Origin of the sequence: Methylocystis sp. (genome assembly GCF_051061285.1) — a bacterium.
In the GTDB taxonomy this organism is placed as follows: Bacteria; Pseudomonadota; Alphaproteobacteria; order Rhizobiales; family Beijerinckiaceae; genus Methylocystis.
Genome location: NZ_JBPFEA010000045.1, coordinates 42,026 through 66,511, shown reverse-complemented (window position 1 = coordinate 66,511; position 24,486 = coordinate 42,026). Strand labels below are relative to the sequence as shown.

Annotated in this window: 17 protein-coding genes; 7 read left to right on the top strand and 10 right to left on the bottom strand. The window is 62.7% G+C overall.

All coding sequences use genetic code 11. The annotated features are described in order from the left end of the window. Positions 1-94: 94 nt before the first annotated feature. From addA to ACR65T_RS15695, 5 genes are read right to left on the bottom strand one after another with little or no spacing between them, the layout of a single operon-like run. Positions 95-3,544 carry a double-strand break repair helicase AddA gene (addA, locus tag ACR65T_RS15715; RefSeq protein ID WP_434497372.1) on the bottom strand — a complete coding sequence of 1,150 codons (3,450 nt, stop codon included), beginning with the start codon at positions 3,542-3,544 and terminating at the stop codon, positions 95-97. Then, on the bottom strand, positions 3,541-6,648 hold the full coding sequence (gene addB, locus ACR65T_RS15710) for a double-strand break repair protein AddB (RefSeq protein ID WP_434497371.1): 3,108 nt from the start codon (positions 6,646-6,648) through the stop codon (positions 3,541-3,543). The genes addA and addB overlap by 4 nt, the downstream gene beginning before the upstream one ends. Positions 6,649-6,653: 5 nt before the next feature. After that, positions 6,654-7,346 carry a nucleotidyltransferase family protein gene (locus ACR65T_RS15705; RefSeq protein WP_434497489.1) on the bottom strand — a complete coding sequence of 231 codons (693 nt, stop codon included), beginning with the start codon at positions 7,344-7,346 and terminating at the stop codon, positions 6,654-6,656. Positions 7,347-7,380: 34 nt separating this feature from the next. After that, complete coding sequence (gene tsaE / locus ACR65T_RS15700; protein WP_434497370.1) at positions 7,381-8,931, bottom strand: tRNA (adenosine(37)-N6)-threonylcarbamoyltransferase complex ATPase subunit type 1 TsaE; 1,551 nt, start codon at positions 8,929-8,931, stop codon at positions 7,381-7,383. Further along, positions 8,928-11,432, bottom strand: a complete 2,505-nt coding sequence (locus ACR65T_RS15695; RefSeq protein WP_434497369.1) for an ATP-binding protein — start codon at positions 11,430-11,432, stop codon at positions 8,928-8,930. The genes tsaE and ACR65T_RS15695 overlap by 4 nt, the downstream gene beginning before the upstream one ends. Positions 11,433-12,017: 585 nt before the next feature. Between ACR65T_RS15695 and ACR65T_RS15690 the strand changes: the two genes are divergently transcribed. Beyond that, on the top strand, positions 12,018-12,362 hold the full coding sequence (locus ACR65T_RS15690) for a transposase (RefSeq protein ID WP_434497368.1): 345 nt from the start codon (positions 12,018-12,020) through the stop codon (positions 12,360-12,362). A 231-nt stretch (positions 12,363-12,593) separates the two neighbouring features. On the opposite strand, the gene ahcY is transcribed toward ACR65T_RS15690, so the two are convergent. Continuing rightward, on the bottom strand, positions 12,594-14,003 hold the full coding sequence (ahcY, locus tag ACR65T_RS15685; RefSeq protein WP_175093215.1) for an adenosylhomocysteinase: 1,410 nt from the start codon (positions 14,001-14,003) through the stop codon (positions 12,594-12,596). An 800-nt stretch (positions 14,004-14,803) separates the two neighbouring features. Between ahcY and ACR65T_RS15680 the strand changes: the two genes are divergently transcribed. The 6 genes from ACR65T_RS15680 to ACR65T_RS15655 all read left to right on the top strand — a co-directional run bounded on the left by ACR65T_RS15680 (position 14,804) and on the right by ACR65T_RS15655 (position 20,595). Continuing rightward, on the top strand, positions 14,804-15,472 hold the full coding sequence (locus tag ACR65T_RS15680; protein WP_434497367.1) for a hypothetical protein: 669 nt from the start codon (positions 14,804-14,806) through the stop codon (positions 15,470-15,472). A 139-nt stretch (positions 15,473-15,611) separates the two neighbouring features. Next, a complete protein-coding gene (locus ACR65T_RS15675; protein ID WP_434497366.1) occupies positions 15,612-16,343 on the top strand; it encodes a response regulator in 732 nt (243 codons plus the stop codon). A gap of 77 nt (positions 16,344-16,420) precedes the next feature. Continuing rightward, the gene (locus tag ACR65T_RS15670; protein ID WP_434497365.1) at positions 16,421-17,638 is read left to right on the top strand and encodes an ATP-binding protein; all 1,218 of its coding nucleotides are present in this window, start codon (positions 16,421-16,423) and stop codon (positions 17,636-17,638) included. A 188-nt stretch (positions 17,639-17,826) separates the two neighbouring features. Then, a complete protein-coding gene (locus tag ACR65T_RS15665; protein ID WP_434497364.1) occupies positions 17,827-19,017 on the top strand; it encodes a glycosyltransferase in 1,191 nt (396 codons plus the stop codon). 295 nt (positions 19,018-19,312) lie between these two features. After that, positions 19,313-19,813 (top strand): TerB family tellurite resistance protein, encoded by a 501-nt coding sequence (locus ACR65T_RS15660; protein ID WP_434497363.1) that lies wholly within the window; start codon positions 19,313-19,315, stop codon positions 19,811-19,813. Then, positions 19,810-20,595, top strand: a complete 786-nt coding sequence (locus tag ACR65T_RS15655; RefSeq protein WP_434497362.1) for an SDR family NAD(P)-dependent oxidoreductase — start codon at positions 19,810-19,812, stop codon at positions 20,593-20,595. Before ACR65T_RS15660 ends, ACR65T_RS15655 begins: the two co-directional genes overlap by 4 nt. A gap of 111 nt (positions 20,596-20,706) precedes the next feature. Here ACR65T_RS15655 and ACR65T_RS15650 read toward each other — a convergent pair whose 3' ends face one another. The 4 genes from ACR65T_RS15650 to mgtE all read right to left on the bottom strand — a co-directional run bounded on the left by ACR65T_RS15650 (position 20,707) and on the right by mgtE (position 24,443). After that, entirely contained in the window at positions 20,707-21,468 is a 762-nt protein-coding gene (locus ACR65T_RS15650) for a hypothetical protein (RefSeq protein ID WP_434497361.1), read from the bottom strand. Between the two features lie 182 nt (positions 21,469-21,650). Then, the gene (gene rpmF, locus ACR65T_RS15645; RefSeq protein ID WP_014891260.1) at positions 21,651-21,839 is read right to left on the bottom strand and encodes a 50S ribosomal protein L32; all 189 of its coding nucleotides are present in this window, start codon (positions 21,837-21,839) and stop codon (positions 21,651-21,653) included. 133 nt (positions 21,840-21,972) lie between these two features. Beyond that, positions 21,973-22,977: a glycoside hydrolase family 25 protein gene (locus ACR65T_RS15640; protein WP_434497360.1), complete on the bottom strand. Its 1,005-nt coding sequence runs from the start codon at positions 22,975-22,977 to the stop codon at positions 21,973-21,975. A gap of 53 nt (positions 22,978-23,030) precedes the next feature. Continuing rightward, positions 23,031-24,443, bottom strand: coding sequence for a magnesium transporter (gene mgtE / locus ACR65T_RS15635; RefSeq protein WP_434497359.1), 1,413 nt, complete (start codon positions 24,441-24,443; stop codon positions 23,031-23,033). Positions 24,444-24,486 lie beyond the last annotated feature (43 nt).

Sequence of the window (24,486 nt, the reverse complement as noted above, 5' to 3'; positions counted from 1 at the left end):
AGGAATCGCTCAAAATCAAAATGCTGGAGCAGGTTCTCATCGAAAAAGTCTATCAACTTTTTCGGGACCTGCTCTAGCCTCAGCGCCGCCGGATCTAGGCCAGCGCGCGTTGAAGCGCGTTCGCAAGCGCCGATTCATCGGCTTCGAGCACGCTGGCGTTCTGCGTATAGATCAAAAAGCAGCGCAGCCGCTTGCCAGGAAAGAGCGAGGCGACAGCGGCGCGATAGAGCGCGAGCTGGCGCACATGCGCGTCTTCGAGCTTGGCGCGCGGCCGTCCTGTCTTGAATTCGGCGATGAGCGCTTCGGCCGCGGTTTCGGCGAGCCGGTCGATGCGGCCGGAGACGACGGCCCCGTTTTCGAGCGTCGCGACGATGTCGACCTCAGGAGTCGAGTCTGGGCCAAAGAGCGGCGCAAGACGCGGGTCGGCGAGGATCGCAAGCGCCGACTGCGCCAGCGCCTCTCGTCTGTCTTCGTCCAGAAAGCCGCCGCGCGCCGAAAGAAAGCGCCGCGCGACGCTTTGCCGATGTTCGGTCGCGCAGTCCGGCAGATGCTGCAACAGCGCATGGACCAAACGGCCGTTCAGCAGACGTTCCGCTTCGCCTCGGCGCGCAGCCACGCCGTCCGCGCCATTGGCGATGAGGTCCGCGCCAGCGAGCGCGCTCGAGGGACGCAGCGGCGGCGACGGCGCAACTTCAGGGCGCGCCTTGGTCTTGGCGAAGGCCGGAATGTCCACGGCGACGGCCGGCGGGGCTCTTCTCGAAAGATCGAAGCGCGGCGGAACCGCGCCGCGGCGCAGAATCGTCGATGTCGCATCGAGCGGGTCGGGCAAAGTCTCGCAGCGCGATTCGAGCGCGTCGCGTATGGCGTCGTACCAGCAGCCGTCGGCGCGACCGCTGACGCCATGAGCGCCGCAAATATACAGCCGCTCCTCGGCGCGGGTCAGCGCGACATAGAGCAGGCGCTGACTTTCCTCGCGCTCGCCGCGCCGATGCGCCTCGCGCGCCTGCTGGAGGGCGACCGGGTCGCTGTCCTTGCCGACCGACCAGAGGAGAGCCGCTTCGTCAGCCTCGCCGAGCGCGTAGAGCTTCGGATCGTGCTTGCCGGCGGACGCGCCGCAGGTGTCGGGCAGAAAAACGATCTTCGCCTCCAGACCCTTCGCCGCATGAGCGGTCATCACCCGCACGGCCCCGCCGGCCGATTCCATATCGCGCTTGATCGAAAGATCGAGCGACTCGGCCATCGCCAGAAAGGCCGTCAGCGACGGCGGCTGTTCGCGCTCGAAACTCGCGGCGAGCTTTAAGAATTCGTCGATCGCGTCCTCGGCTTCGCCGCCCAGTCTCGCCATGAGCTGCGCGCGTCCGCCCCCAGGGCCGAGAACGCTGCTGTAAAAATCGAACGGCGCCAGAGCCGCAGCATCGCGCCGCAAGCGTCGCAGCCGCGCCGCGGCCTCCCGGCAGCGCGCGTCTTCGAACTGCTCAAGCGCTTCGATCAGTGACGCGCGACGGCCGGGCGCGAGCGCGATGAGATCATCATCGTCGAAGCCGAAGAACGGCGACTTCAGGACGCTCGCCAGCGTCAGATCGTCTTGCGGCAACAGCGCGGCGCGTCCAAGCGCGATGAGATCGTGGACGGCGATGTGGTCGGCGAGATTCAGCCGATCGGCGCCGGCGACGGGAACATGTTCGTTTTTCAAAGCGCGAATGATCGCCTCGAAGAGCGGACCACGCTTGCGCACGAGAATCAATATATCGCCGGCCTCGACGGGACGCAGCGCGCCGCCGTCTTCGACGCATTCGCCGTTCTGAGACGCAAGCAGCGCCCTGACCTTGCGCGCCAGTTTTTCCGCCAGACGCTCATTGGGGTCGCTCGCGTCGACATAGTCGAGCGGCAGGCGCCAATCGCTCGGGTCCTGCGCTTTTTCCGCGCCGATCGGCTCCCAGATTTCGACGAGAGCGGCGACGTCGTATTTCCACGCCTCATGCCTTGGCGCCGGCTCCTGAGAATCGCTGCACAGGCCGAGGCGATTCTCTTCAATCGCGAAAATGTCGTCGACCGCTTGCAAGACGCCGGGCGAAGAGCGGAAGGATTGCGTGAGCGTCACCAATTCGAAGCGGCGTTTGACGCCTTCGAATCTTCGGCCAAATTCGTGCCGCATCTCGTCGAATCTTTCGGGCGCCGCGCCTTGAAAGGAAAAGATCGATTGCTTCTCGTCGCCGACCGCAAAAAAACTGCGCGGCGGACCGCGCTTGGCTTCGCGCGCGCCGGCGCCTGCGCAAAATTCGTCAGCGATCGCCGCCAATATATCCCACTGCGCCGAACTCGTATCCTGCGCCTCATCGAGCAGGATGTGGTCAATCTGCGCGTCGAGCTTATAGAGCACCCAGGAGGGGCTCGAACGATGCAGCAGGCGGCGCGCGCCCTCGATCAAATCGTCATAGTCGAGTAGTCCCCGACGTCTCTTGGCATGCTCATATTCGCTTAAGATGGCGTCGCCGAGAACATGCTGCGCCAGCGAGCGTTCGGCCGTGGCCGCGGCCTTGCGCTTTTCGATGAGCGTGACGAGTCTGTCGCGCTCGGCCTCCATGCGCGCAAGAAGCTGCGGTTCGCGCTTGGCGAGCGGGCCGGTGATGATTTTTGTTTTTCCCAGGCCGCGCGGATCGCCGTCCTTAGTGAAAAAGGCCGCGAGATAGCTTTCGATACAGTCCGGTTGCGGGGCGAGCACAAAAGCCGAGTCGAGCGAATCGGCGAGTTTGCCGTCATTGGTCGAACCACCGCGCAGCATTTTGGCGAGCGCCGGCCACGCGGACGGCGGCTCGCCGTCCTCGATCATCGCCGCTTCGATCCGCGCCAGCGTTTCATCTGTCGTCAAACCAAGCGCGGCAAAGACACGCGCCTCATAGTCGCCTTGCTCGCGCATGCGCGCGATTTCTTGACGGTGATGCAGCAATTCCTCGCAGAGCGCGTCGAATCCCGCAGCCGTCGTCTCGCTTGCGACAAGCTCCAGCGCTTTTCGCAACGATCCGCTGTCTCGCGTGGCGGCCTCGAGCGCGCGCCGGCGCGCCGCGTCCATCAGCTCCGCGCGCTCCAGATCGTCGACGACGCGGAAGGATGCCGGAACATTGGCTTCAAAGGGAAAGATATGCAGCAGCTTTTCACAAAAGGCGTGGATGGTCTGGATCTTGAGGCCGCCAGGCGTTTCGACGGCGCGCGCGAAAAGCCGCCGGGCGAAATCAAGATCGATGCGCGACTCGACGGTCGCGCCCATCTGAGCGATTTCATTGGCCAGCGCCGAATCGTCGAGCGTCGCCCAGCGCGCGAGCGCCTCGAAAACGCGCGAACCCATGTTGGCGGCGGCCGCCTTCGTATAAGTGAGGCAGAGAATCTGCGACGGCCGCGCGCCGGCAAGCAGCAACCGCAAAACGCGCTGCGCGAGCACATGGGTTTTCCCGGAGCCGGCATGCGCCGACACCCAAGCGGACGTGAACGGATCTGACGCCGTTTGCTGGCGCCGGATCGTCAGCGCGCCAACGGGACGCTCGCTCATGCCGTCTCTCCGCCGCCGCGCATCCATTCCTTGACGCGCGCCAGATGGTCATAGTCGCCGATATCGCTCATAAAAGCCGGATGCGGCCGCGACGCATAAGGCGTCGATTCACTGGAAAACTGCGACAGCAGCTCTTCGAGCTGCGCGCGATGCGCCGTGACGACGTCGGCGAAGCGCGCGTCTTTCCATTCGAGCCAGTGAGTCTCGCCGCCCTTTCGCAAGCCGATATAGGCGGCGCCGGAAACTGGCCGCGGGCCGATTTTTTCGAAAGCGCCGGCCTCGATCATCGCCGCCTCCAAGGTCAGCTGCGGCGACCAGCCGGCCTTGACCTGCTTCTTGGACGGCGGCGCGCCCGTCTTATAGTCGAAGACATAGGCTTGCCCCTCGCGATCCACCTCGATGCGATCGGCGATCGCGGTCAGGCGAAAGGTCGTTCCGTCGGTGAGCGCGAGCGCGATCTCGCCGCGCGTTTCGACATGGATGTCGCAGTCTAAAGCGCGCCGCTCCTGTTCGAAGCTGAACGCATGATCGAGCCCCGCTTCGATACGCGGCCATTGGAAACTCACGAAAGCGGGATCGGCCATGAAGCCATCGAGTTTCCCGCGCGCGAGATCGCGGAGAATGTCGCGGGCGCCAGAGGGAAGCGCGCCGCGCGAATGGCGCGCAACGAACGCCGCAAGCGCTTCATGGATCGCGACGCCAATTTCGCGCGCGCCGGCTTCCGCGCCGATCGGCGGCAGCGGCGTGAGTCGAAGAATATATTCGGCGAAGATCGCGTAAGGGTCGCGCCGCAGGCGCTCGACGCGGGTGACGCTCAACCGTCGCGGGCGCAGCGCCGCGGGTGGGCGCGGCTGCGGCCGCTCGATCGCAATCGTCGTTTCTGGGCGATCGAGCGCCGCGGCGATCGCGAGCATCGCGTCGCCGCGTTTCCTGCAGTCGTCAAACGCATCGCCGGCAAGCGCCGACAGGCGCGCAATGAAGCGGGACGGAACGGTTGGCGCGCCATTACGCTTGATGGCGCGGCTCAGCACGACGCGCTCTGCGCCCAAAGCCATGATGAAGTCATGTGCGCTTTGGCCGATACGTCGCTCCGGCGCCATCAAGCCGAGTTGGGCGCGCATCGAGCGATTGAGAAAGGCGCCGGTGTCCGTCTGCGGCGGCCATACGCCTTCGTCCAGTCCGGCGAGCAGGACGAGGTCGGCTTCGATGAGCCGCGCTTCCAAAGGACCGAGAATCTTCAAGCGCGGATGGGCGCGTCTTGGGCCGCGCAGCATGGTCTCGGCGGCGACGCGGTCGAAGAGCGCGGCGTAGTTTTGCGCGTCAAAGCCTGCCGGCGCCTCAGCGTGCGCGAGCCGATCGAGGAGTTCGAACAGCGCCGACGCGCCTTCTTCATCAGCGTCGTCGGCGCCGGCGATCACCGCTTCAAGCGCGCCGCGGTGCGCGCGCGCGCGGTCCGACAGCGACGCCGTTGGCGTCAGCGCGGCGAAGGGCGAGAAAGCGACGTCAATACGCGCAAGCGCGTCTTCGATCGCGCGCCACTCCTCATCGCTGATGCGGCGCGCCGCCGGATGCGCATGCGGCGCGCGCGCCAATTCGCGCGCCGGCGGGACCCGCGCCGCCCAACCGCCGTCAGGCTGCGCGAATGTGCGCAGCACCCCGATCTCGATTGGCGACGCGAGCGATGCGACGCGCGCGCGTGAAAGTCCGAGCCCGGTCAGCGGATGGGCGAGCAGCGCGGCGACGTTCACGGCGCCGGCGCGATCCGATCCGATCGTCGCGACGAGCCGCGCCAGCGCGCCGATGGATGTTCTTGCGAGCGGCATGCCGCCCGAATCGTCGATCTCAATGTCGAAGCGTCGCAACTCGGCGGCGACGCGCCGCGCGACGAGCCGGTCCGGCGTAACGAGCGCCGCCGTTCGGCCGGGCGTCTCCAGCGCCTCGCGCATGAAGAGCGCAAGCGTCAAAGCTTCGAGCCGCTCGTCCGGCGCTTCCAGCGCGATGACGCCTTCGAGCGCCCGTGCGAAGCCGCCGCTCTGCGCAGCCTGATAATCGCGCCACGCCGACGTCGCGTCAGCAGGCGCCATCGCTTGCGAGACAAATGCGCGGCGAGCGGCGAGCGTCGGGGTCAAGCGCGCGAGTTCGCGCGGCTCGTCGCGCGCCCCGCCCATGGCGGCGAGCAAGCGTTTCAACATCATCTGCGGATGGGTAAAGGTCGGCTCTCGGCTTTGATCCGTCCAACCCACGCTCGCCCAGACGTCCGCGCTCATGATCTGATCGAGCCCCGGCAGGACCACGGCGCCATTTTCGAGCCCGGCGATGGCGGCGAGCAGCCGCGTGGTCGTCGGCTGCGCGCCGGTGGAGCCGAGCGCGATCACCGGCGCGGTCGGCGGCGTGCCGGCAAGCTCGGCGATCTGCGCTTCAACGAGGCGTTTCTGATAGGCGCAGGCGTCGATCCGTTCCCGGTCCGCGAGAATTTGCGGCCATTCGCGCAAGGCGATCTGCAGAAATTTCGTCGTGATCGCCCAGAAATCGCTGTAGGCGTCGTCGCTCAAAGTATCGAAGCCTTCGACCGAAACATCTTCGATGTGCAATTCGTCGATGAGGGCGCCGAGTTCGGCGGCCAGCGCATAGGCGGCCGACGGCGTCGATGCGACGAGAAGCGGTTCGCTCTCATGCAGATTCGGCGCGCCGCTCGTATCGACCGAGATGAGCGCGCGCCCAATCGCTTCCGCCCATTGCAGAATGAGCTGCGACAGCAGCAGGCGTCGTTCCAGCTCTTCGATCGGCGCGGCGAGGGATGCATCAATCTCGACGTCAAAGTCTCCGGCGAACAGAGCGGCGTTCTCGCGCTCCTCCAGAGCGCCGAGCGGCAGAATGCGCGGCAGCAGCGTCGCGCGCCGATCCAGCGCTTGCGCGAATTCGGCCGCGAGCGCCCGCGCCGCGCGCTGGGTCGGCACATAGATCGTGGCGCGCGCCATCGTCAACGGCGGCGTGTCGCGCGAGAGGGCGGGAACAATCTCGCCGTCGAGCAGGGCCGAAACGAACGTCTTCAGAAACGGCGCGCCAGGCGCGATGGTGAAAAGATTGCGGCGACGAGCGAGCATCGCGCTCAGCTCCGGCGCACGGCGATCGCACGCTCGGCTTCGGCGATCGCTGCGACCGTGCCGACATGCAGCCAGAGGCCGCTGGAGACGACGCCATAGAGCCGTCCCTTGCGCGCGGCTTCGAAGAAGAAGGGCGCGAGCTTGAAGACATCATCCGCGACGCCGGCGAAGAGCTGCGGCTTCATGACGCCCACGCCGGTATACACATAAGGTTTCTGGCCATCGCGGCGAATAATGCGCCCTTCAGCATCCAGATCGAAATCGCCGCCCCAGTCGACTCCGACGCTTCCCGATGTCGGCGCGAGCAGCAGCGCCGCGTCCATCATCTCGGGGTCGAAGGCTTCCGCAAGCGTTCGGACATTGGAGCGCGCCGCGTCGATCCAGAACGCGTCGGTGTTGCAGACGAAAAATGGATCGTCTCCGATGAGCGGAAGCGCTTTCTTGATCCCGCCGCCTTGATCCAGCAGCAGCGCGCGCTCATCAGAAATCACGATGCGCGGACAGGCGCGCGTCGCGAGGTGCGACTCGATCTGATCGGCGAGATGATGGACGTTGACGATGGCCCGTTCGACGCCAGCGTTTTCGAATTCATCGAGCGCCCGATCGATCAGCGTGCGGCCGGCGATGGAAACGAGCGGCTTCGGCGTCTTATCGGTGATCGGCCGCATGCGCGCGCCGAGCCCGGCGGCGAACACCATGGCGACGCTCGGCGCAGGCGCAAGCGCTCGGCTCTCAGGCGTCGCGAAACAAGCCGGGGATGTTGGCTTCATACCACGCCCTGACATCGGCCAGCGCCGGATGGCGGAGGCTCTTCTTGAGATAGGATTCAACGCGCGGCAGATGCGCGAGATATTGCGGCTTGCCGTCGCGCTGATCCAGCCGCGCGAAAATCCCCAGGATCTTTGTCGCGCGCTGCGCCGCCAGAATCGCATAAGCCTTGGCGAAAGCGGCCATGTCGAATGCGGAGTCGGCGTCGCGCCGCAGTTTGGCGTAATGGGCGAGGAGCTTCAACTCCAAATCGTCGGGCACGTCGACGCGGGCGTCCTGCCCGAGCGAAGCGACGTCATAGGCGGGATGGCCGAGCACACAGTCCTGGAAATCGAGGATGCCAATCCGCGCCAGACCATTGCGCCGCGCGAGCCACAAAAGATTGGGAGAGTGATAGTCCCTCAGAGTCCATGTCGGCGTCCATGTCGGCGCGGCGCTCGCGACATCGACAAGCGCCTGACGCCAAAGATTGAGAAAGATGGCCTTGGCGCCGGACGAGACCGACGCCTTCTGGCGCGTGAGATACCAGTCGACGAGCAATTCCACTTCGATCAGCAAGGCGTCGAGGTCATAGGGCGGGATGCGGTAATCGCCACCGCCTTCGACCGCGATCACATCCGGCAGGCGCTGCGCGTGAAGATAGGCGAGCGCGCCCGCCGCTTCGAGATAGCGCTCGACGATCGGGCCGCTCCCATCGACGACGCCCTCGCCGCCAAGATCCTCGATGATGAGCAAACCAGCGTCGATATCCTTGGCGTAGACTTCGGGAGCGGAAAGGCCCACTCCGCGCAGCGCTTGCGACAAGGCGACGAAAGGAACGACATTTTCAGCAAGGCGCGCGATGGCGCTATAGGATTTGCCGAAACGGATCGGCGGCCCGTCCGGCCGCGCCGGCGAGATCATCAGAATCGCGCGCTGTCCATTTTCCTTTTCGAGCCGCTCATAGGCGCGCGTCGAGGCGTCGCCCTGCAGGAAGCAGCGCCTGGCGTGGGCCCAGCCCGCCTTTCGCAGAAGTTCGCGCAGCGCCTTGAAGGAGGCGAGGCGCGACACGAAGCCGCCATAGCCGGAAATGGTGAGCCGACGCGCCTCGCGATTATCGCCATCGACGAAACTCAGTCGCACTTCGAGACAATCGGGCGAGAGCGCTTCGCGCGCACGTTCGGCCCATTCGACGAGCACGATCGCGTCGTCAGTCGCCTCCTCCCAGCCTAATCCCTCGAGCTCCGCCGTTTTGTCCAGCCGATAGAAGTCGGCGTGGACGACGCGATTGCCTGCGCCCTCGTAGACTTGCATCAGCGTGAAGGTCGGGCTTGGCGCCTCAAGCCGCGGGTCTTCGACCAAAGCGCGGATCATCGCGCGCGCGAATGTGGTCTTGCCGGCGCCGAGATCGCCGGAAAGCATGACGGCGTCGCCGTTGCGAATGAGCGTCGAAAGTTCTTGCGCCAGTTCGATCGTCTCGGCCTCGCTGGCGACATCGAGGCGCCAGACCACTTTCGGCGCCGACTCCTCGCTCATTCGGCGCCCCCAGCGCTCGCCGCGAGGAGACGCGCCTCTTCATGCGCGGCATGCGCCGGAAAGATGCAGGTCACGGTCGTGCCTTCGCCAGGGGCGGAATCAATCAAGACCCTGCCGCCATGAAGCTCCATCAAAGCGCGCACGATGGAAAGGCCGAGCCCGACGCCGCGGTGGCGGGAACCGGCAGTATGCGACTCAAAGCGATCGAAGATGCGTTCGAGGATTTCCGGCGAAATGCCGCGGCCGCGATCGGTGACTTTGAAGACGATTTCGGTCTCGCGCCGCAACACGGCAAGCGTCACCGTCTGCCCTGGCCGCGAGAAGCCAATGGCGTTGGAAAGAAGATTGAACAGGATCTGGCGCACGCGTTTGGCGTCGCCGCGGAACGTTCCCACATCGTCCATGGCGACGATCTGCACGTCGATCGAATTTTCGGCCAGCCGATCCTGCACGCCTTCGATCGCCGCGCGCATCGTCGCCTCGACGTCGACCTCGGAAATTTCAAGCTCCAGCGCGTCTTCGTCGATGGTCGCCAGATCGAGAATATCGTCGACGATGGCGAGCAGCGCCGCGGAGGATTTATTGACATAGCCAAGATATTCGCGCTGGCGCGGATTGAGCGGGCCGGTCGAGTCCTCTCCGAGGAGATGCACGAAGCCGTTGATGTTGTTGAGCGGCGAGCGCAGCTCATAACTGACGTGATGGATGAAGTCATTGCGCAGCTTTTCGGCGGCGAGCAGCGCCTTGTTGCGGTCCGTCAGCGCGCGCTCGACATTCACGTCGGCGGAAACGTCGACGAAGGTGAGGAGCGCCGCGCCGTCGAGCAATGATTGCGCCGTACAGTCCAAGACGACGCCGTCGCTGCGCTCGATGCGCCGGGTGAACCCTTCGCGCATTTCATTGAGGCCGGTGACGAAGCCCTGCAACGCCGCCCATGTCTCCTCTGTGGCATGCAGCGCGCGACATCTCGCGGCGAGCGCGTCGAAGCGCGGCCGATTCGTGAGCTGCTCGGGATCGAGCCGCCACAGATGAGCGAAGGCGGGATTGCTGAACTTCAAACGCCCGTCGGAACCGAAAACCGCCACGCCCTCGTGCAGCGTCTCGAGCGTTTCGCTCTGCATGCGGGCGAGCGCGTTGAAGCGCGTCTGGAGATCGTAAGCCTTGGTGGCGTCGTCATAAAGATAGGTGACGCCGCCTTTGGGATTGGGATGCGCGACGACGTCGATGATGCGGCCATCCGGCAAATGCCACGTGTGACGTATGGGCTCCGGCGAGCGATAGGCTTCGAACAGCCGCTCCTTCCACGCCCTGTAATCCGATTCGACGGGCACGCGCTGCTCGGCGCGCAGACGGTCGAGAATCTGTCCGTCGGTCGGCCGTTGTTCGAGGAACCTCGGGTCGAGCTGCCACAGCTTGGCGTAAGCGTCGTTGCTGTAAATCAGGCGCCGCGCGCGATCGAAGCTCGCGACCGCCGTCGGCAGCTGATCGAGCGTGCGCACATGCGATTGCATCTGCTGTTCAAGATCGGCGCGCACCATCTCGACCTCATGACGATCGATCGCGATGGCGGCGGCGGCGCCTGCGGCGGAGGCCTGTGTGACGTCGAGCCGATGGCGCGCGCCCGCGACGACGGCGTTGACGCGCTCGCGCCAGACGCTGTTTTTGGCGCGCGCTTCCTCGGCGGCGCTACGCGCCGACTGGTCGAGCAACTCCAGTTTGCGGGCGAGGGCGTCCTCGGGGTTCTTCGCTTCGACCGCCTGCGCATAAGCGTCGTTGACGAAGACGAGTTCGCCTGCGTCGTCGCGTATCCAAAATGGCGCAGGCAGCGCCTGGAGCATCGCGCGCAGACCGGAGAGCTCGGATTGCGCCGCCGCGTAGCGCTCGCGAAGGCCGATGAGCTCCAACCGGTCGCCGGAGACTTCGCGGATTCGCAACACCACGCTGCCGCCAACCGCTCGGCCGTCGGCGTCAAAATGCCGACCGGCGACGCCGGCAAGCGCCAAGCGGAAGCTTTCGCCGCTCTTGCGCAGACGATCGACGGCGCTTTCGAGCGCCTGAGCGTCCTTGGGCGCAAGCCAGGCGCCAAAGCTCAATATGCGGCGCGGCGCGGCGACAGCCCCGGTCATGATCAAAGACGAAGAATGGATATCGGGCTCGGCGTCGGGCGCCGTCCAGGCGACGAAGATCTGCGGCTCGGATGCGAGGAAGGTTTTCGCCCGCCCCAGTTGGGCGCGAGCGTCGTCGAATTCGAGTCTCAAGGCGGCTTCGCGGCGACGCCAGGCGGCGCGTTCGCGCACATGCGTCGTGACGATGGCCGCGGCGAAAATCGCCAGTCCGCCGCTAAAGGCGAAGCTGACGATCTGCGGATCGATCGCCAGATCCTCGAGGAAACCAGCCGCGCGCGCCGGCGTCGCCTCGAGCCATAGAAGCAAAGACCCGAGGGAAGCGCCGGCAAAGGGAGGAGCGCCAGAATGGTTGATCGCGCGCCGCCGTCCCGTCATTGCGAGGACGACTCCGCTTGCAAGCGATCGAATTGGCGCGTCATGAAAGCCGGTCTCCACGGTCAATTGCGGGTGCTCATCACAACAACGCCGTAAACGGTTCTTGCAGAACGCGGACGCAGCCTGCCGAGCGCAGGACGCGGATGGGCTCCAACCACAGGAAGACGGAGGGCTCCGTCCGTCGCCTGTCGCGCCGCACACGAATCAACCCCAATCTAAAGCGCTAAGGCCCAAAACGGAATCCTTTGTGGCGCGAAAAGGGGTCTCAAAAGAACGGCCTCGCTCCAGGCGGGGAAGGGCGGCGGATACGCGCATTTTGCTATCGTATCTGCTTGGAGGAACCGACGGCGGGTGAAGATGACCAAGACTGCGACTAAATCGACCGCGACCCTCCTGGCTCGCGGGTTCCATAATCTTTCGATGCTGCGCGCCTGGAGGCGCGCGGTCCAGGGATAAGTCGATGACCTCCAGGCCGCATAAGGGTGGCATAGTCGCGGCTATCTCCCTCATTACGATACGCCCGACAAGCCGTAGCATGTCGTTTTTCGTGTTGCGGGCCCTCTGCCAAAAGCCGTCGCCACTTGCGTGGATAAGCAGGAGCGCATCCGAATTTTGGAGAACTGGCTCGATAGCGGCGAGGGCGATTCGCCTCTCGCCCAGCCGGACCACGCGAATATGGTGGCTGACTCGCTGCGCGCCTTCGCCGGCCAGCGCTACGACCTTCATGGCTGGTGCGTCATGCCCAATCACGTTCATGTGCTGATGACGCTTCGCGAAGGCTATCGTCTCGGCGACGTGGTCAAGAGCTGGAAGACGTTCACCGCTCGTAGAATCAATCATGCGCGTGGCGGTGTCGGTTCGCTTTGGGCGCCCGATTATTTCGACCGCTATATGCGCGACGAGGACGACGTAGGAAACACGGTCGCCTAGATCGAAAACAATCCCGTCGTCGCTGGACTCGCCTCGCGCCCTGAGGGAGTGGCCCTGGTCCTCCGCGGCGAAGACGTGACAAAGTCCCTTCGACCGCTCAGATCGGACCGCGAGCCTCCAGGCTCGCATTTCCACAACGTCTCGGTTTTCGTGCGCCTGGAGGTCCGTGGGATCCAGTGGCGCGCGCCGACGGTCTCGCTCCCCATAGGGGAGCGAGACTCCTTCATCCCATCAGTAGCGGTAATGGTCCGGCTTGAACGGGCCGTTCTTCGGCAGGTTCAGATATTTGGCCTGCTCATCGGTCATCTGCGTCAGCTTCACGCCGATCTTGTCGAGATGCAGCGAGGCGACCTTCTCGTCGAGGTGCTTGGGCAGCGTGTAGACGCCGACCGGATACTGGCCCTGCTTGGTCCACAATTCGATCTGCGCCAGCGTCTGGTTGGTGAAGGACGCCGACATCACGAAGGAGGGATGACCCGTCGCGCAGCCGAGATTCACCAGGCGCCCTTCCGCGAGCAGCAGGATGCGCTTGCCGTCCGCGAACTCGATCTCATCGACCTGCGGCTTCACATTGTGCCACTTCAGGTTCTTCAGGCCGGCGACCTGAATCTCCGAGTCGAAATGGCCGATGTTGCAGACGATGGCGCGGTCCTTCATGGCGCGCATATGGTCGACGGTGATGACGTCGACATTGCCGGTCGCCGTGCAGAAGATGTCGCCGCGCGGCGCGGCGTCTTCCATCGTCGTGACTTCATAGCCTTCCATCGCCGCCTGCAGCGCGCAGATCGGGTCGATTTCGGTGACGAGCACGCGGCAACCGGCGTTGCGCAGCGACGCCGCCGAGCCCTTGCCCACGTCGCCATAGCCGGCGATGACGGCGACCTTGCCGGCCATCATCACGTCGGTGGCGCGGCGCACGCCATCGACAAGCGACTCGCGGCAGCCATAGAGATTGTCGAATTTCGACTTCGTCACCGAGTCGTTGACGTTGATCGCCGGCCAGAGCAGCTTGCCCTCCTTGTGCATGACGTAGAGGCGATGCACGCCGGTGGTCGTCTCTTCGGTGACGCCTTTGATCGCCTCGGCGTTGCGCTTGTAGAAGCCCGGATTGGCTTTCAGGCGCTTCTTGATCGAGGCGTAGAGAACTTCTTCTTCTTCATTGGAGGCGGTTTCGAGGAAGGCGACGTCGCCCTGCTCGGCGCGCAGGCCAAGGTGGATGAGCAGCGTCGCGTCGCCGCCGTCGTCGAGAATCATGTTCGGGCAGCCGCCGTCGCCCCATTCGAAGATCTTGTGGGTGTAATCCCAGTAGTCCTCAAGACTCTCGCCCTTTTTGGCGAAGACCGGGGTGCCGGTCGCGGCGATGGCGGCGGCGGCGTGGTCCTGCGTCGAATAGATGTTGCAGGAGGCCCAGCGTACGTCGGCGCCGAGCGCCTTCAAGGTTTCGATCAGCACCGCCGTCTGGATGGTCATATGCAGCGAGCCGGCGACGCGCGCGCCCTTGAGCGGCTGCGACGGGCCATATTCGGCGCGGGTCGCCATCAGGCCCGGCATTTCCGTCTCGGCGATGGCGATTTCCTTGCGGCCCCATTCGGCCAGCGAAAGGTCGGTGACGGCGAAATCGTTAAAGTGATGTGCGGTCATGCGAAATCCTTCTGTTTCTCGTGCGCGCTCGGTCGCGGCGGTCATTCCCGACGCTTCGCCTGGGCGAAGCGATGGCGAATCCGAGCAAAGCCTTCCTTCGGCGACCCCTCGGCGAGCGAAGCGGTCGGCAATCCACAGCAACGCCAGCATTTCTACGTCGGCGCTGGATTCCCGGACAGGCCTGCGGCCTGCATGGAATGACACGCCAATGGAACGAAACGCGAAGCGAACGGCTCAACCGAATTCCCGCCGCTGGTCCAGCCCAGCGGCTCGGAGCCAGCCTATAGCAGGGGCGTCCGAGAAAGGCAATAAAGATATAAAGATTTCTTTATGTGCTTACGTACAAGACTCTGCAGGTAAATGGCTTCACAAGCGCCATCCGCGAGACTGCAGCCGGCCGGCGGGCGGCGGGCGAACTCCATCTCGGCAAGTCAGGGCCCAAATTAAACCCGTGATTTATCTTACGAAATACAGATACGCCCGGCTGTCAGAAACAAAATGAAACTGGCGAGCCGGAATCTCGACACTCCTGTGCGGAACATTCGGGCGTCCACCTGCCCGGCCAAGCCGTGAGCAATAAGCTATTCTGCTAGGCATCAGAGACTAAAGTGATAAACGCTGTTCATATCGCCAATCGCATTCGATATTTGCTAAATAAGCGTAAAAAACTTGCATTATTTACGCACCACAAGTGCGCATCGATCTGGCTAACATCGATAGTTATGGATATTTGCCGCGAGAATAATTTTAAATACATCGCGATCCCGTGGGGACGTCAATGCCCAGAGTCAGGATATACCATGGAAATGGCGCTCAACTCCGGCAATGACGTCATTGTCGCGCTGAATGCTGACTATTCTGACATAAACAACCATATATCTGCGAACATGCAATGCATGCATGTGATAAGAAATCCCCTGAGTGTAGTCGTCTCCGCCTACTATTCCCACCTCCGAACACATCCGATTGATGGATGGGACTTCCTGGCTCGTCAGAGGACTGTTTTAAGTGAAGTCGACAAAGACGTCGGCATGGCCTTGACCTTGTCATTTCTGGAATCGAGTCACTTTCAGCCGGAGACGAACGGTCCTTTGTACGACATGATCTCGTGGAATTACGACGACTCACGAATCGTTACGTTACGCATGGAGGACATAACCGCAAACGCAGCAAACTTCTTTCGCGAAATGTCACGAACGGAGGTCTTAAGAAATGCATCAATGCCTGATCCTGATAGGTTTTCGTTTGCTGCGATGACCGGCCGGCAACAGGGCGTGATAGATCTCTCGTCGCACTATCGCTGTGGAAGCAGCACGGAATGGCGAGATGCTTTGCCGAGAGGCGTTATCTTATATGTACTTCATCATTACCGAGATTTTTTGCTACGGTTCTATCCTGAAGTTATTTTTGAAGCCGGCTCCTTGAGCGACGCCAGCGTTCGTTCGAATTCAGACTGCCTCCGGGCGTGAGGTGGCGGAATGGCGTTCCATAGGAGGCTGCAATGGGCTGCCTTGCACGCGACAAAATGAAACAAACGCGCCAGAATCTCGACACAGCCGTGCGAAACTATAGGTTTGGAACTCGCCGCTGGCTCGGAGCCGCGAGGAAATGAACTCTCCGACCTTGAACGAACCCGCGTCAAGCGCGGCCGATAGGCGGCGGATCCTCGTCGTAGAGGACGACGAGGATATTCGATCGCTCTTATCGAAATATCTCAGCGACAACGGGTTTGAGGTGATGCTTGCCCGTGACGGCAGACAGATGGACGAGGTTCTCGCGAGCGCGCAGGTCGATCTCATCGTGCTCGACATCAACCTTCCCGATGAGGATGGATTTTCCATCTGCATGCGCTTGCGGAACTCTGGAAGCCCCCCATTGATCATGCTGACCGCGCGCGGCGAAGACACTGACCGGATACTTGGAATCGAACTCGGGGCCGACGATTACCTGGTCAAACCCTTCGTTCCGCGTGAACTGCTCGCGCGCATCGGGGCCGTCCTGCGGCGGACCGCCCCGGATCTTGAGTCGTCCCAGAAAATTAGCGCCTATAGGTTTTCTGGATTCCTCCTGGACTCTTCCACGCGGCGCCTGTTGGGCCCGACCGGCGTACGGGTGATTCTGACCAGCGCGGAATTCGACCTGTTGCTGACGCTCTGCCGTAATCCTGGAAAAATATTCTCGCGCGACGAGCTGAAGGCGTCGTCCACGACCGAGCGGAGCGTCGACATCCTGATCAGCCGGCTTCGTCAAAAGATCGAGAATGACCCGCGAGACCCGACGCTCATTCAGACGATCCGCTCGATGGGCTACACGTTCACGGCGAAAGTCAGCGTTCATTGAAAACGTCTGCGCTCCGAAACATCAATGTGCAGCTGGGACTTCTCCTTCTCCTATGCGTCGGGCTGTTCCACGCTGCGGTGACCGCAATCTTTTTCCTATCCGAACCCGCTCGCGACCGCCCTCGCGACCTGAGCGCCTCCATCGTCGTGGCGGCCCTGACGGCGTTGGACGCCGCCTCCGCGGCGGAAAGGCCAACCATCGCCGCAGCCTTTAATGCAAACCTTCCAGGCTTTCACGTCGCGCTCTCAGGGCCAGGAGTCGCCGCGCGCAACGGGGGCCCGCCAGTTTATTTCCAAGATCGCCTTCCCACCGGAGTCGAGATCGTAGCCCACGACGGCGACAAACTATTTAGCGGGTCGTTGCACGACGGGCAGAAATTCCTGCTCGACGCTCCCGCCCGGCCTCCCGGATTTCCTCGGCTCGCGATAGTCACCGTCGGCTTCGTCGCGATCAGTCTGTTCGTCTTCTCCTTATGGGCCGCTCTGTCGCTCACGCGTCCGCTCACCAACTTCGCCAAGGCTGTGGAGTCCTTCGGCCTCGACAGCGTCCCGGCGCAGCTACCTGAGACCGGTCCCCAAGAAGTCCGCAAGGCGACGCGGGCCTTCAATCGCATGCAGCGTCGTATCGCCGAGATGGCCTCTCAGCGAACGCGGATGTTGACGTCCGTTAGCCACGACCTTCGAACTCCGATTACGCGAATGCGTCTGCGCGCCGAATACATCGAAAGCAGCGACACGAAAGTGAAACTGCTGCGTGACCTCGACCAGATGGAAGCGATGGTCCGCGGCTGCCTGGACTACTTGCGCGGCGGTTTCCAGCAGGACGTCGTGGCGCTGGATCTGGCGAGCCTGCTGCAGGCGGTTGTCGATCAGTTCGTCGATGTGGGGGCCAATGCGCGCTACGACGGAATCGATCATTTAAACGTTCTGGGCAGTCCAGACGATTTGGAACGCGCGTTCTCTAACCTCTTAGACAATGCGGTAAAATACGGGGAAAGCCCCGAGGTCCGGCTGTTGGAAAACGATGAAGCAGCGGTTGTCGAGGTCGTCGACAGGGGTCCGGGCATCCCCCAGGAACAGAGGGAATCGATGCTGGAGCCTTTCGAGCGAGGCGACGTCGGCGCGTCCTCGAACGCAAACGAGGGATTCGGGCTGGGCTTGGCGATCGCGCGCGCGATCGTGGAAGCTCACGGCGGACGCCTCACATTGGATGAGCGGACCGGCGGCGGCCTGATCGCAAGGGTGTCGCTGGCCAAAGCTGAACTCGAAACAAAACGAAACAAACTGAGCAAATAAATGTCTCCAGGCAATCCGACCTTGAGGACCCAAAGGGGGTCATCGGGATGTCGATACACCAATCAGCTCCGGGCCGCGCCGCGCTATCGGGAAAAACCATCGCAGTCGTGCATCCTGCATGGCATTCCTGCGGAACGCATCAGGTCATCGCTAGTCAAATAAAGGCCTATAAGAAACTTGGAGCGCGCGTGCTCTCCGTTGCGCTTATGGACGATGTCACACCCTCGATCGGCCACGGCGAGCGCTGGAAGAACTACAGGTTGCATAGTCAGGACCTCGCCGCCGACGAGAGATATGAATCATCCGCCACGATCGCGGACCTCTTCAGGACAGCGCTCCTAAAGGACGGTTGGTTGCCCTTGATCCATGGCGACCACGCAACCTGGCTCGTCGAGCTCGTGAAGCGCGCGCCTCTGCCCGAAGCGCTCGATACGGGCGCCATTGACCTGATCCACGCCAACCATTTCTTCGTGATGCCGTTCGTCGAAAGAATGCGCGAAAGGCGCCGCATTCCCGTCGTGCTAGACACTCACGACATTCAGGCGCGGCAGTACGAGCTACGCAATCGCGCTGGGTTTAGCATTCCGCCGCATGTTCGCTACAACAGCATGCTCGCGATCGAACTCGAATGGATCGAGCGCGCCGACCTGTGCATTCACTTGAATTCGGAAGAGTATGCGACGTTCGGCCAGCTGCTGCCTCAGTCTCGTCACGAACTGATCTATCCGTCGATAGCCCCCGTGGCTCCCCGCCCCAATGGCGATCGGGCTATTTTTATCGCTGGCGACAACGCCGCCAACTACATCAGCGTCCGATGGTTTTTAAAATATATTGTGCCGCATGTTCCTGAAATGTCGATTTCGATTTTTGGCGACATCGCCGATGGCGTGAAAAGGCGTGACAGGCCGTTGTATGAAAAACATCACAATCTTTTCCGCGGCAGGATCGCCGATATAGACGCCGCCTACGCCGACGCAGCTATCATTCTCCTCCCAACAAGAGAAGGCCACGGCCTTTCAATCAAGACCGTGGAAGCTCTGTCCAGCGGACTGCCGGTCATCGCGACGTCGAAGGCGTTCAGGGGCATGGAGATCGATCCGTCACAGCTTCGCAACGTCTATATTGCGAATGACGCCAGCGAATTCGCCGCCGCCATGGTCAAGTGTCGCGCCATGAGCGAACGAAGCGATCCGGTGGCGAGCGATACGCGCGCGCTATACGAAGAGAGATACTCATTGGAAGGCTTTGCGCGTCGGCTCGGGGACGTCGCATGCAGGTTGATGGTGAACCATCCCCGTACGCCGTTGGATGCTGGATACAGAAAACCAGCGACCGGCGCCCCGACTGGTCCCGCTCGGCGCCATTCGCCGGCTGATTGATCAAGCCGCGCGACTTGCGGCGAAACGCCGATCCACCGCCTCGACTGGCATTGAGAACCGCTCGGTTCGATTTCTTCCCTCACAATGACTTATCCGGCGCTCTGCGAGCCAGTGCGCGAGTTCGCGCGAGCGCGTATCTATCGTCGCCGCGTCGAGCTGAACGACGAACAATGCCGAGACGGGTTATAAGCAGCAGATTGGCCGAATCGGCTACCCTCCCCGCCGCTACCCTTCCCCCGTCCCATGATCTATACAGATTTGCAACGCAGCTCCCGCCCCGTTAGCTTCGCCGCCCATGTTCTCAGCTCTCAAAAACTTCATCAACGACCTCACCGGCGAGGCCGAGCGGCCAAAGGCCTTTGAGGCCGCCGACTATCAGCTCGCCGCCGCCGCGCTTCTCGTCCATATCGCCTCGGTCGACGGCGAATTCGACGACAAGGAGAGGGCGCGCATTCATCAGCTCGTTGAGGCGCGCTTCGGCCTTCAAGGCGACGCGGCGACCGAACTGATCGACTCCGCGGAGGAGAGCGAGCGCGACGCCGTCGACCTCTATCGCTTTACGAGCGTGCTGAAGCGCCGGCTCGATGAGGACGGGCGCCGGCAGATCGTCGGCATGCTCTGGGACATGGCGCATGCCGACGGCGCCGTTCACGAGTTCGAGGAGAATGTGGTCTGGCGCGTCGCCGAATTGCTCGGCGTTTCAACGCGCGAGCGCGTCGAGCTGCGCCGCGAGTTCCGCGACGCCGCCGCGCCGGCCCCAACCGGCCCCTGGTCGCGCGGCAAGGACGAACAGTGACGCGCCCCGTCGCGGTCATCACCGGCGCGTCCGACGGCATCGGCGCGGCGCTTGCCCGCGTCTTCGCCGCCAACGGCCACGAGCTCGCGCTCATCGCCCGTCGCGGCGAGCGGCTGGAGGCGCTGGCCGACGAAATCGCCGCCAATGGCGCCGTCCGCCCGCTCCCCATCGAACTCGATGTCACAACCGAGGGCGCCGCAGACGCTCTGTCAGCACGCCTGGCGGAGGCCGGCGCCGCCCCGCAATTCCTGGTGAACAACGCGGGATTTGGCCTCATGGGGCGCGCCATCGACCTCGACGCCGCCGAGCAGCTCGCGATGGTCGATCTCAATACGCGCGCGGTCACCGCGCTGACCTTGCGCTTTCTGCCGTCAATCGTCGCGGCGAAAGGCGGCGTGCTCAACGTCGCCTCGGTCGCGGCCTTCATGCCGGGGCCGGGCTTCGCCGTCTATTACGCCACCAAGGCCTATGTGCGCTCGCTCAGCGAAGCGCTGTCGCAGGAATTAAAGCCGCTGGGGGTGAAGGTCGCGTGCCTGTGTCCCGGTCCGGTGCAGACCGGCTTCCAGGCGCGGGCCGGCTTCGATTTCTCGGGCGTGATGGGCGCGATGAAGCCGGCGATGCTGCCGGCGGCGGAAGTGGCCCGCCAGGGCTATGAGGGCCTCATGGCCGGCAAGCGCGTCATTGTGCCGGGCCTCGTCAACCGCATGTTCGTCTGGGGCTCGGCGGCGGCGCCGCGCGCGCTGCTGCTGCCGCTGCTCGCGACAGCCCAGAAGCGGCGCTGATGAACGCTGGCGAGATCTGTCCGCCCGAAAGCAAAGGCGCGGCTCTGGCGGCCGCCTCTGTTTGAGAAAGACAAAATAAACCTATCGCGCCGAAGAAATACACAAGTATATCTAGCCGGTTTTAATAATATCGACTGCAGATTTCAGAGGGTCGGTTGGAACAGTGAAAAATCCCTGGAATGGCCGATCGAGCTCCACCAGCAGAAAGATCGCCCCGGAGACGCATATGGACGCCGTGATAAGCCCAAGCGCCGCTGTCCAATGATGGTGCGAGATGACGCCGAAATTAAAGAAAACCGTCACGAGCAGAGCGATCAGGAATATGACCACCTGCAGCGGTATATTGGCGTTCAAATCGCTATATATTTTCCATCTTATGCCGGTAATTTCTTGCGTTAAACTGAGAGCGGTCGTCTTCGCCCATGATTTTTTCTGATCTTCGTCTTCTAAAGAGAGCACCGCTTCGCGAAATGAATCGATCTTGGCTTTTTTAAAAGCCTCTTTTTGATCGATGTAATTTCCGCTCGCGACCTGCAATAGATTGATCTGACCCTGCAAAGCGTTTATTATTTTTGTTCTCGCTTCGTTGGCTTCATCGCCATACAAATCCAACACGCGATGCAATAAAATAACCTTGGACGCCTGCATTCTGACCTCGTCAACTTTCTTATCAAAATTGTTTTTTGCCGTTACCAATAAAAATCCGAGACATACTGCAAGCAATGAAGCAATCATGTTTCTCACGGCTTTGAATTGATCCCTAGATATTCCGTCAAGCCAGCTCTCTTTCAGATGTAGAGTAATAGAAAATCCAAATATACCTGCAAGCAATGTTGCAAAAAAAGTTACTATAGCTATATCAACGCTATTCACGCGTATTCCCTCCGCAGGATACTACCCGGCAAGGACGCCTTTTGCAGAAGACGCCCAGACCTTCGCTTGGCCGGAGCGATCCCCGACCGCCGGGAAATGATAAAATCCTACCCCATATGACTGTTCGAAAACAAAAAAGCGAGCCTCGCGGCCCGCTTTCATTTCCTCACACGTCGGAGCGGTTATTCCTCGACGGATTTCGGCTTCAGCACCTGACGGCCGCGATACATGCCGGATTTGAGGTCGACGTGATGCGGCCGGCGGAGTTCGCCGGAATCCTTGTCCTCGATATAGGTCGGCGCCTTGAGGGCGTCGGCGGAGCGACGGAATCCCCGCTTCATCGGCGAGGTTTTTCTCTTCGGAACGGCCATTTATTCTCTCTCTAAACGAAGGCCGCGGGCGGGAGCGCCACGCGGCGGAAACTGGCGTTGCGCCTATACGCGAAATCTCGCCCCATGGCTACCCCGGCGATCGGCTTTTAGCAGGGCCGATCGGCTTTCCGCCCTATTGGATGGCGGCCGGCGGGACGGGAGCGCTCGCCGCCTTGTCATAGGCGTTTCTTTCGCCGCCCGACAGCATCGCCGGATCTTCCTCGATGAGCTGCTTTCCGCCGCGATCGTCGGCCGGCCGCGCGGCGACCGGCGGCGCCGCCAGGCCGGTCTGATACGCGAGCCAGCTTCGCCAGTGATCGGCTGAGCCGTTGAACGTATTCTGGTCCACCGCGCCGGTGATGCCCGGCACGCGCCCGTCCGAGCGATACTGCCAAAAGGTCCATTTGCGGTCGCCGTAACGGACCTTCGGATGATATTTCGTCGAGCGGACCCAGATCGGATATTCGGACAGCGCGTCGGAGTGCAGGATCGCCTGATAGAAGTCGACTGAGGAATAGATGATCGGCTTCTTGCCGTAATGGCGCTCCATCTGCGTGAGCATGTCCTTCATGTCGCGCAGCACTTCCTCACGATAGAGCGTGCGTTTGCAGGTTCCCGACGTCGGCGTCGCCTCGACGTCGAGCACCGGCGGCAGCGCGTCGGGCTCATTCGGCACGACGCTGGCGAAATTGCCAATCTCTTCATGCGGCCGGCGGCACCAGTAAACGAAGTGATAGGCGCCGCGCGGCACGCCGGCGGCCTTCGCCGCCGCCCAATTGTAGGCGAATTTCGAGTCGACCCGGTCGCCGCCTTCCGTGGCCTTGATGAAGGCGAAAGAGACGCCCGCGTCTTTGACCTGCTCCCAGTCGATGTTGCCCTGATATTTCGAGACGTCGATGCCGTGGACGGCGAATTCGGCGCTGCGCGTCGCCGGGAATTTATGCAGATCGGTCTCCGGCACGGCGTAGGCGAGAAAGCTCGGGTCGCGCTTGGGATTGATCAGCGGCGCGCTGGTCTGGAACCGCGGCCGGCGCGAGAAGCTCGGATCATAGGAGCTGCCGCAGCCGGCGAGCGTCGCCGCCAATGCGGCGCACACGAGGGCGGAGGAAAGCAGGGAAAAACATTTCAACGAGCGCATTTCTCCAAATTATCCCCGCAGGCGGTAACGGAGCGTAAACGCGCCGACGCGCCTCAGCCCAAATGGAACCACAAACTGGCGATTGTAAGGAAGGAGCTGTAGCCGACCACGTCGGTGATCGTGGTCACAAAGGGCCCCGAGGAGACCGCGGGGTCGAATTTCAGCCGGTCGAAAACGAGCGGCACCACAACGCCGCCGAGCGCGCCGGCGACCAGATTCGTGAACATCGCCAAGGCGATGACTGGCCCAAGCCCAACATTATGGAACCAATTTGCGGCGACGACGCCGGTCACCAGACCAAAGGCCGCGCCATTGACCGCGCCGATGGCCAGCTCCCTGAGAATAATCCGCATAGCGTTGGCGCGGGTCAGCTCGCGGGTGGCGAGCGCCCGCACCGCGACCGTCATGGTCTGGGTCGCGGAATTGCCGCCCTGCCCCGCGACAATCGGTCCGAGCACCGCCAGCGCCACCATTTGTTCTAGCTGCAACTGAAAGTGCTTAAGCACGCTGGAGGTGATGAAGGCGGTCAGCATATTGACCGAGAGCCAGGTGAAGCGGCTCCGCGCGATCCACCAGAAATTGTCGGTCAGCTCTTCCTCGGGGTTCACGCCGCCGAGCGCCAGTATCTCGTCCGAGGCCTGCTCCTGGATGACGTCGACGATGTCGTCGATGGTCAACACGCCGACGAGCCGTTCGGATTCATCGACGACCGGCACGGAAACGAGATTGTAGCGCTCGAAGAGCCGCGCCGCCTCGGCGCCGTCCTCGGTCGCCTTCACCCGCCGCCGATCCTCCTGCATGATTTCATCGAGCCGCACGCTTGGCTTGGCCCGCACCAGAGCGTCGAGGAAAACGGTGCCGAGCAGCCGGTAGCCAGGATCGACGACGAAAACTTCGAAGAAGTTCTCGGGCAGATTCTCTTCGCCGCATTCTCGAAAAAAATCGAGCACGCGCCCCGCCGTCCAGAAGGGAGGCGCGGCGACAAAAGTCGTCTGCATCAGGCGCCCGGCGGAATCCTCGGGATAGTCCAGCGAGCGGCGCAGAACGATCCGCTCTTGCGCTGGGAGCGCATCGAGGACCTCCGCCTGCTCTTTCGGCTCGAGCGCTTCGAGAATGGCGACGGCGTCATCGCTTTCGAGGTCGCGCACGCCTTCAACGAGGGTCTCGACCGGGAGTTCGTCGAGGATTTCCTCGCGGGTCGCCTCGCCGACCTCCATCAGGGCCGTAAAGTCAAAGTCCGCGCCCATCAGCTCGACAAGACGGGGGCGCGCTTCGTGGCTCAGCAGCTCCAGCAGAGCGCCAAGGTCCGCCTCATGGAGGTCGCCGACGAGTTCGTGAATCCGCTCCGCGTCGCCCAGCGCAACCGCGCCTTCGACGTCCAGAACGAATTCCCGGCTGAGAGACGCCTCTCCGCCGTCGCGGAAGTCCTCGGCGGGGGTCGCCGTATCTTCATGATCGAGCGGCATAGGCGGTCCCGCGCTATATTATGGTCGCGCTCTTAACCCGGGG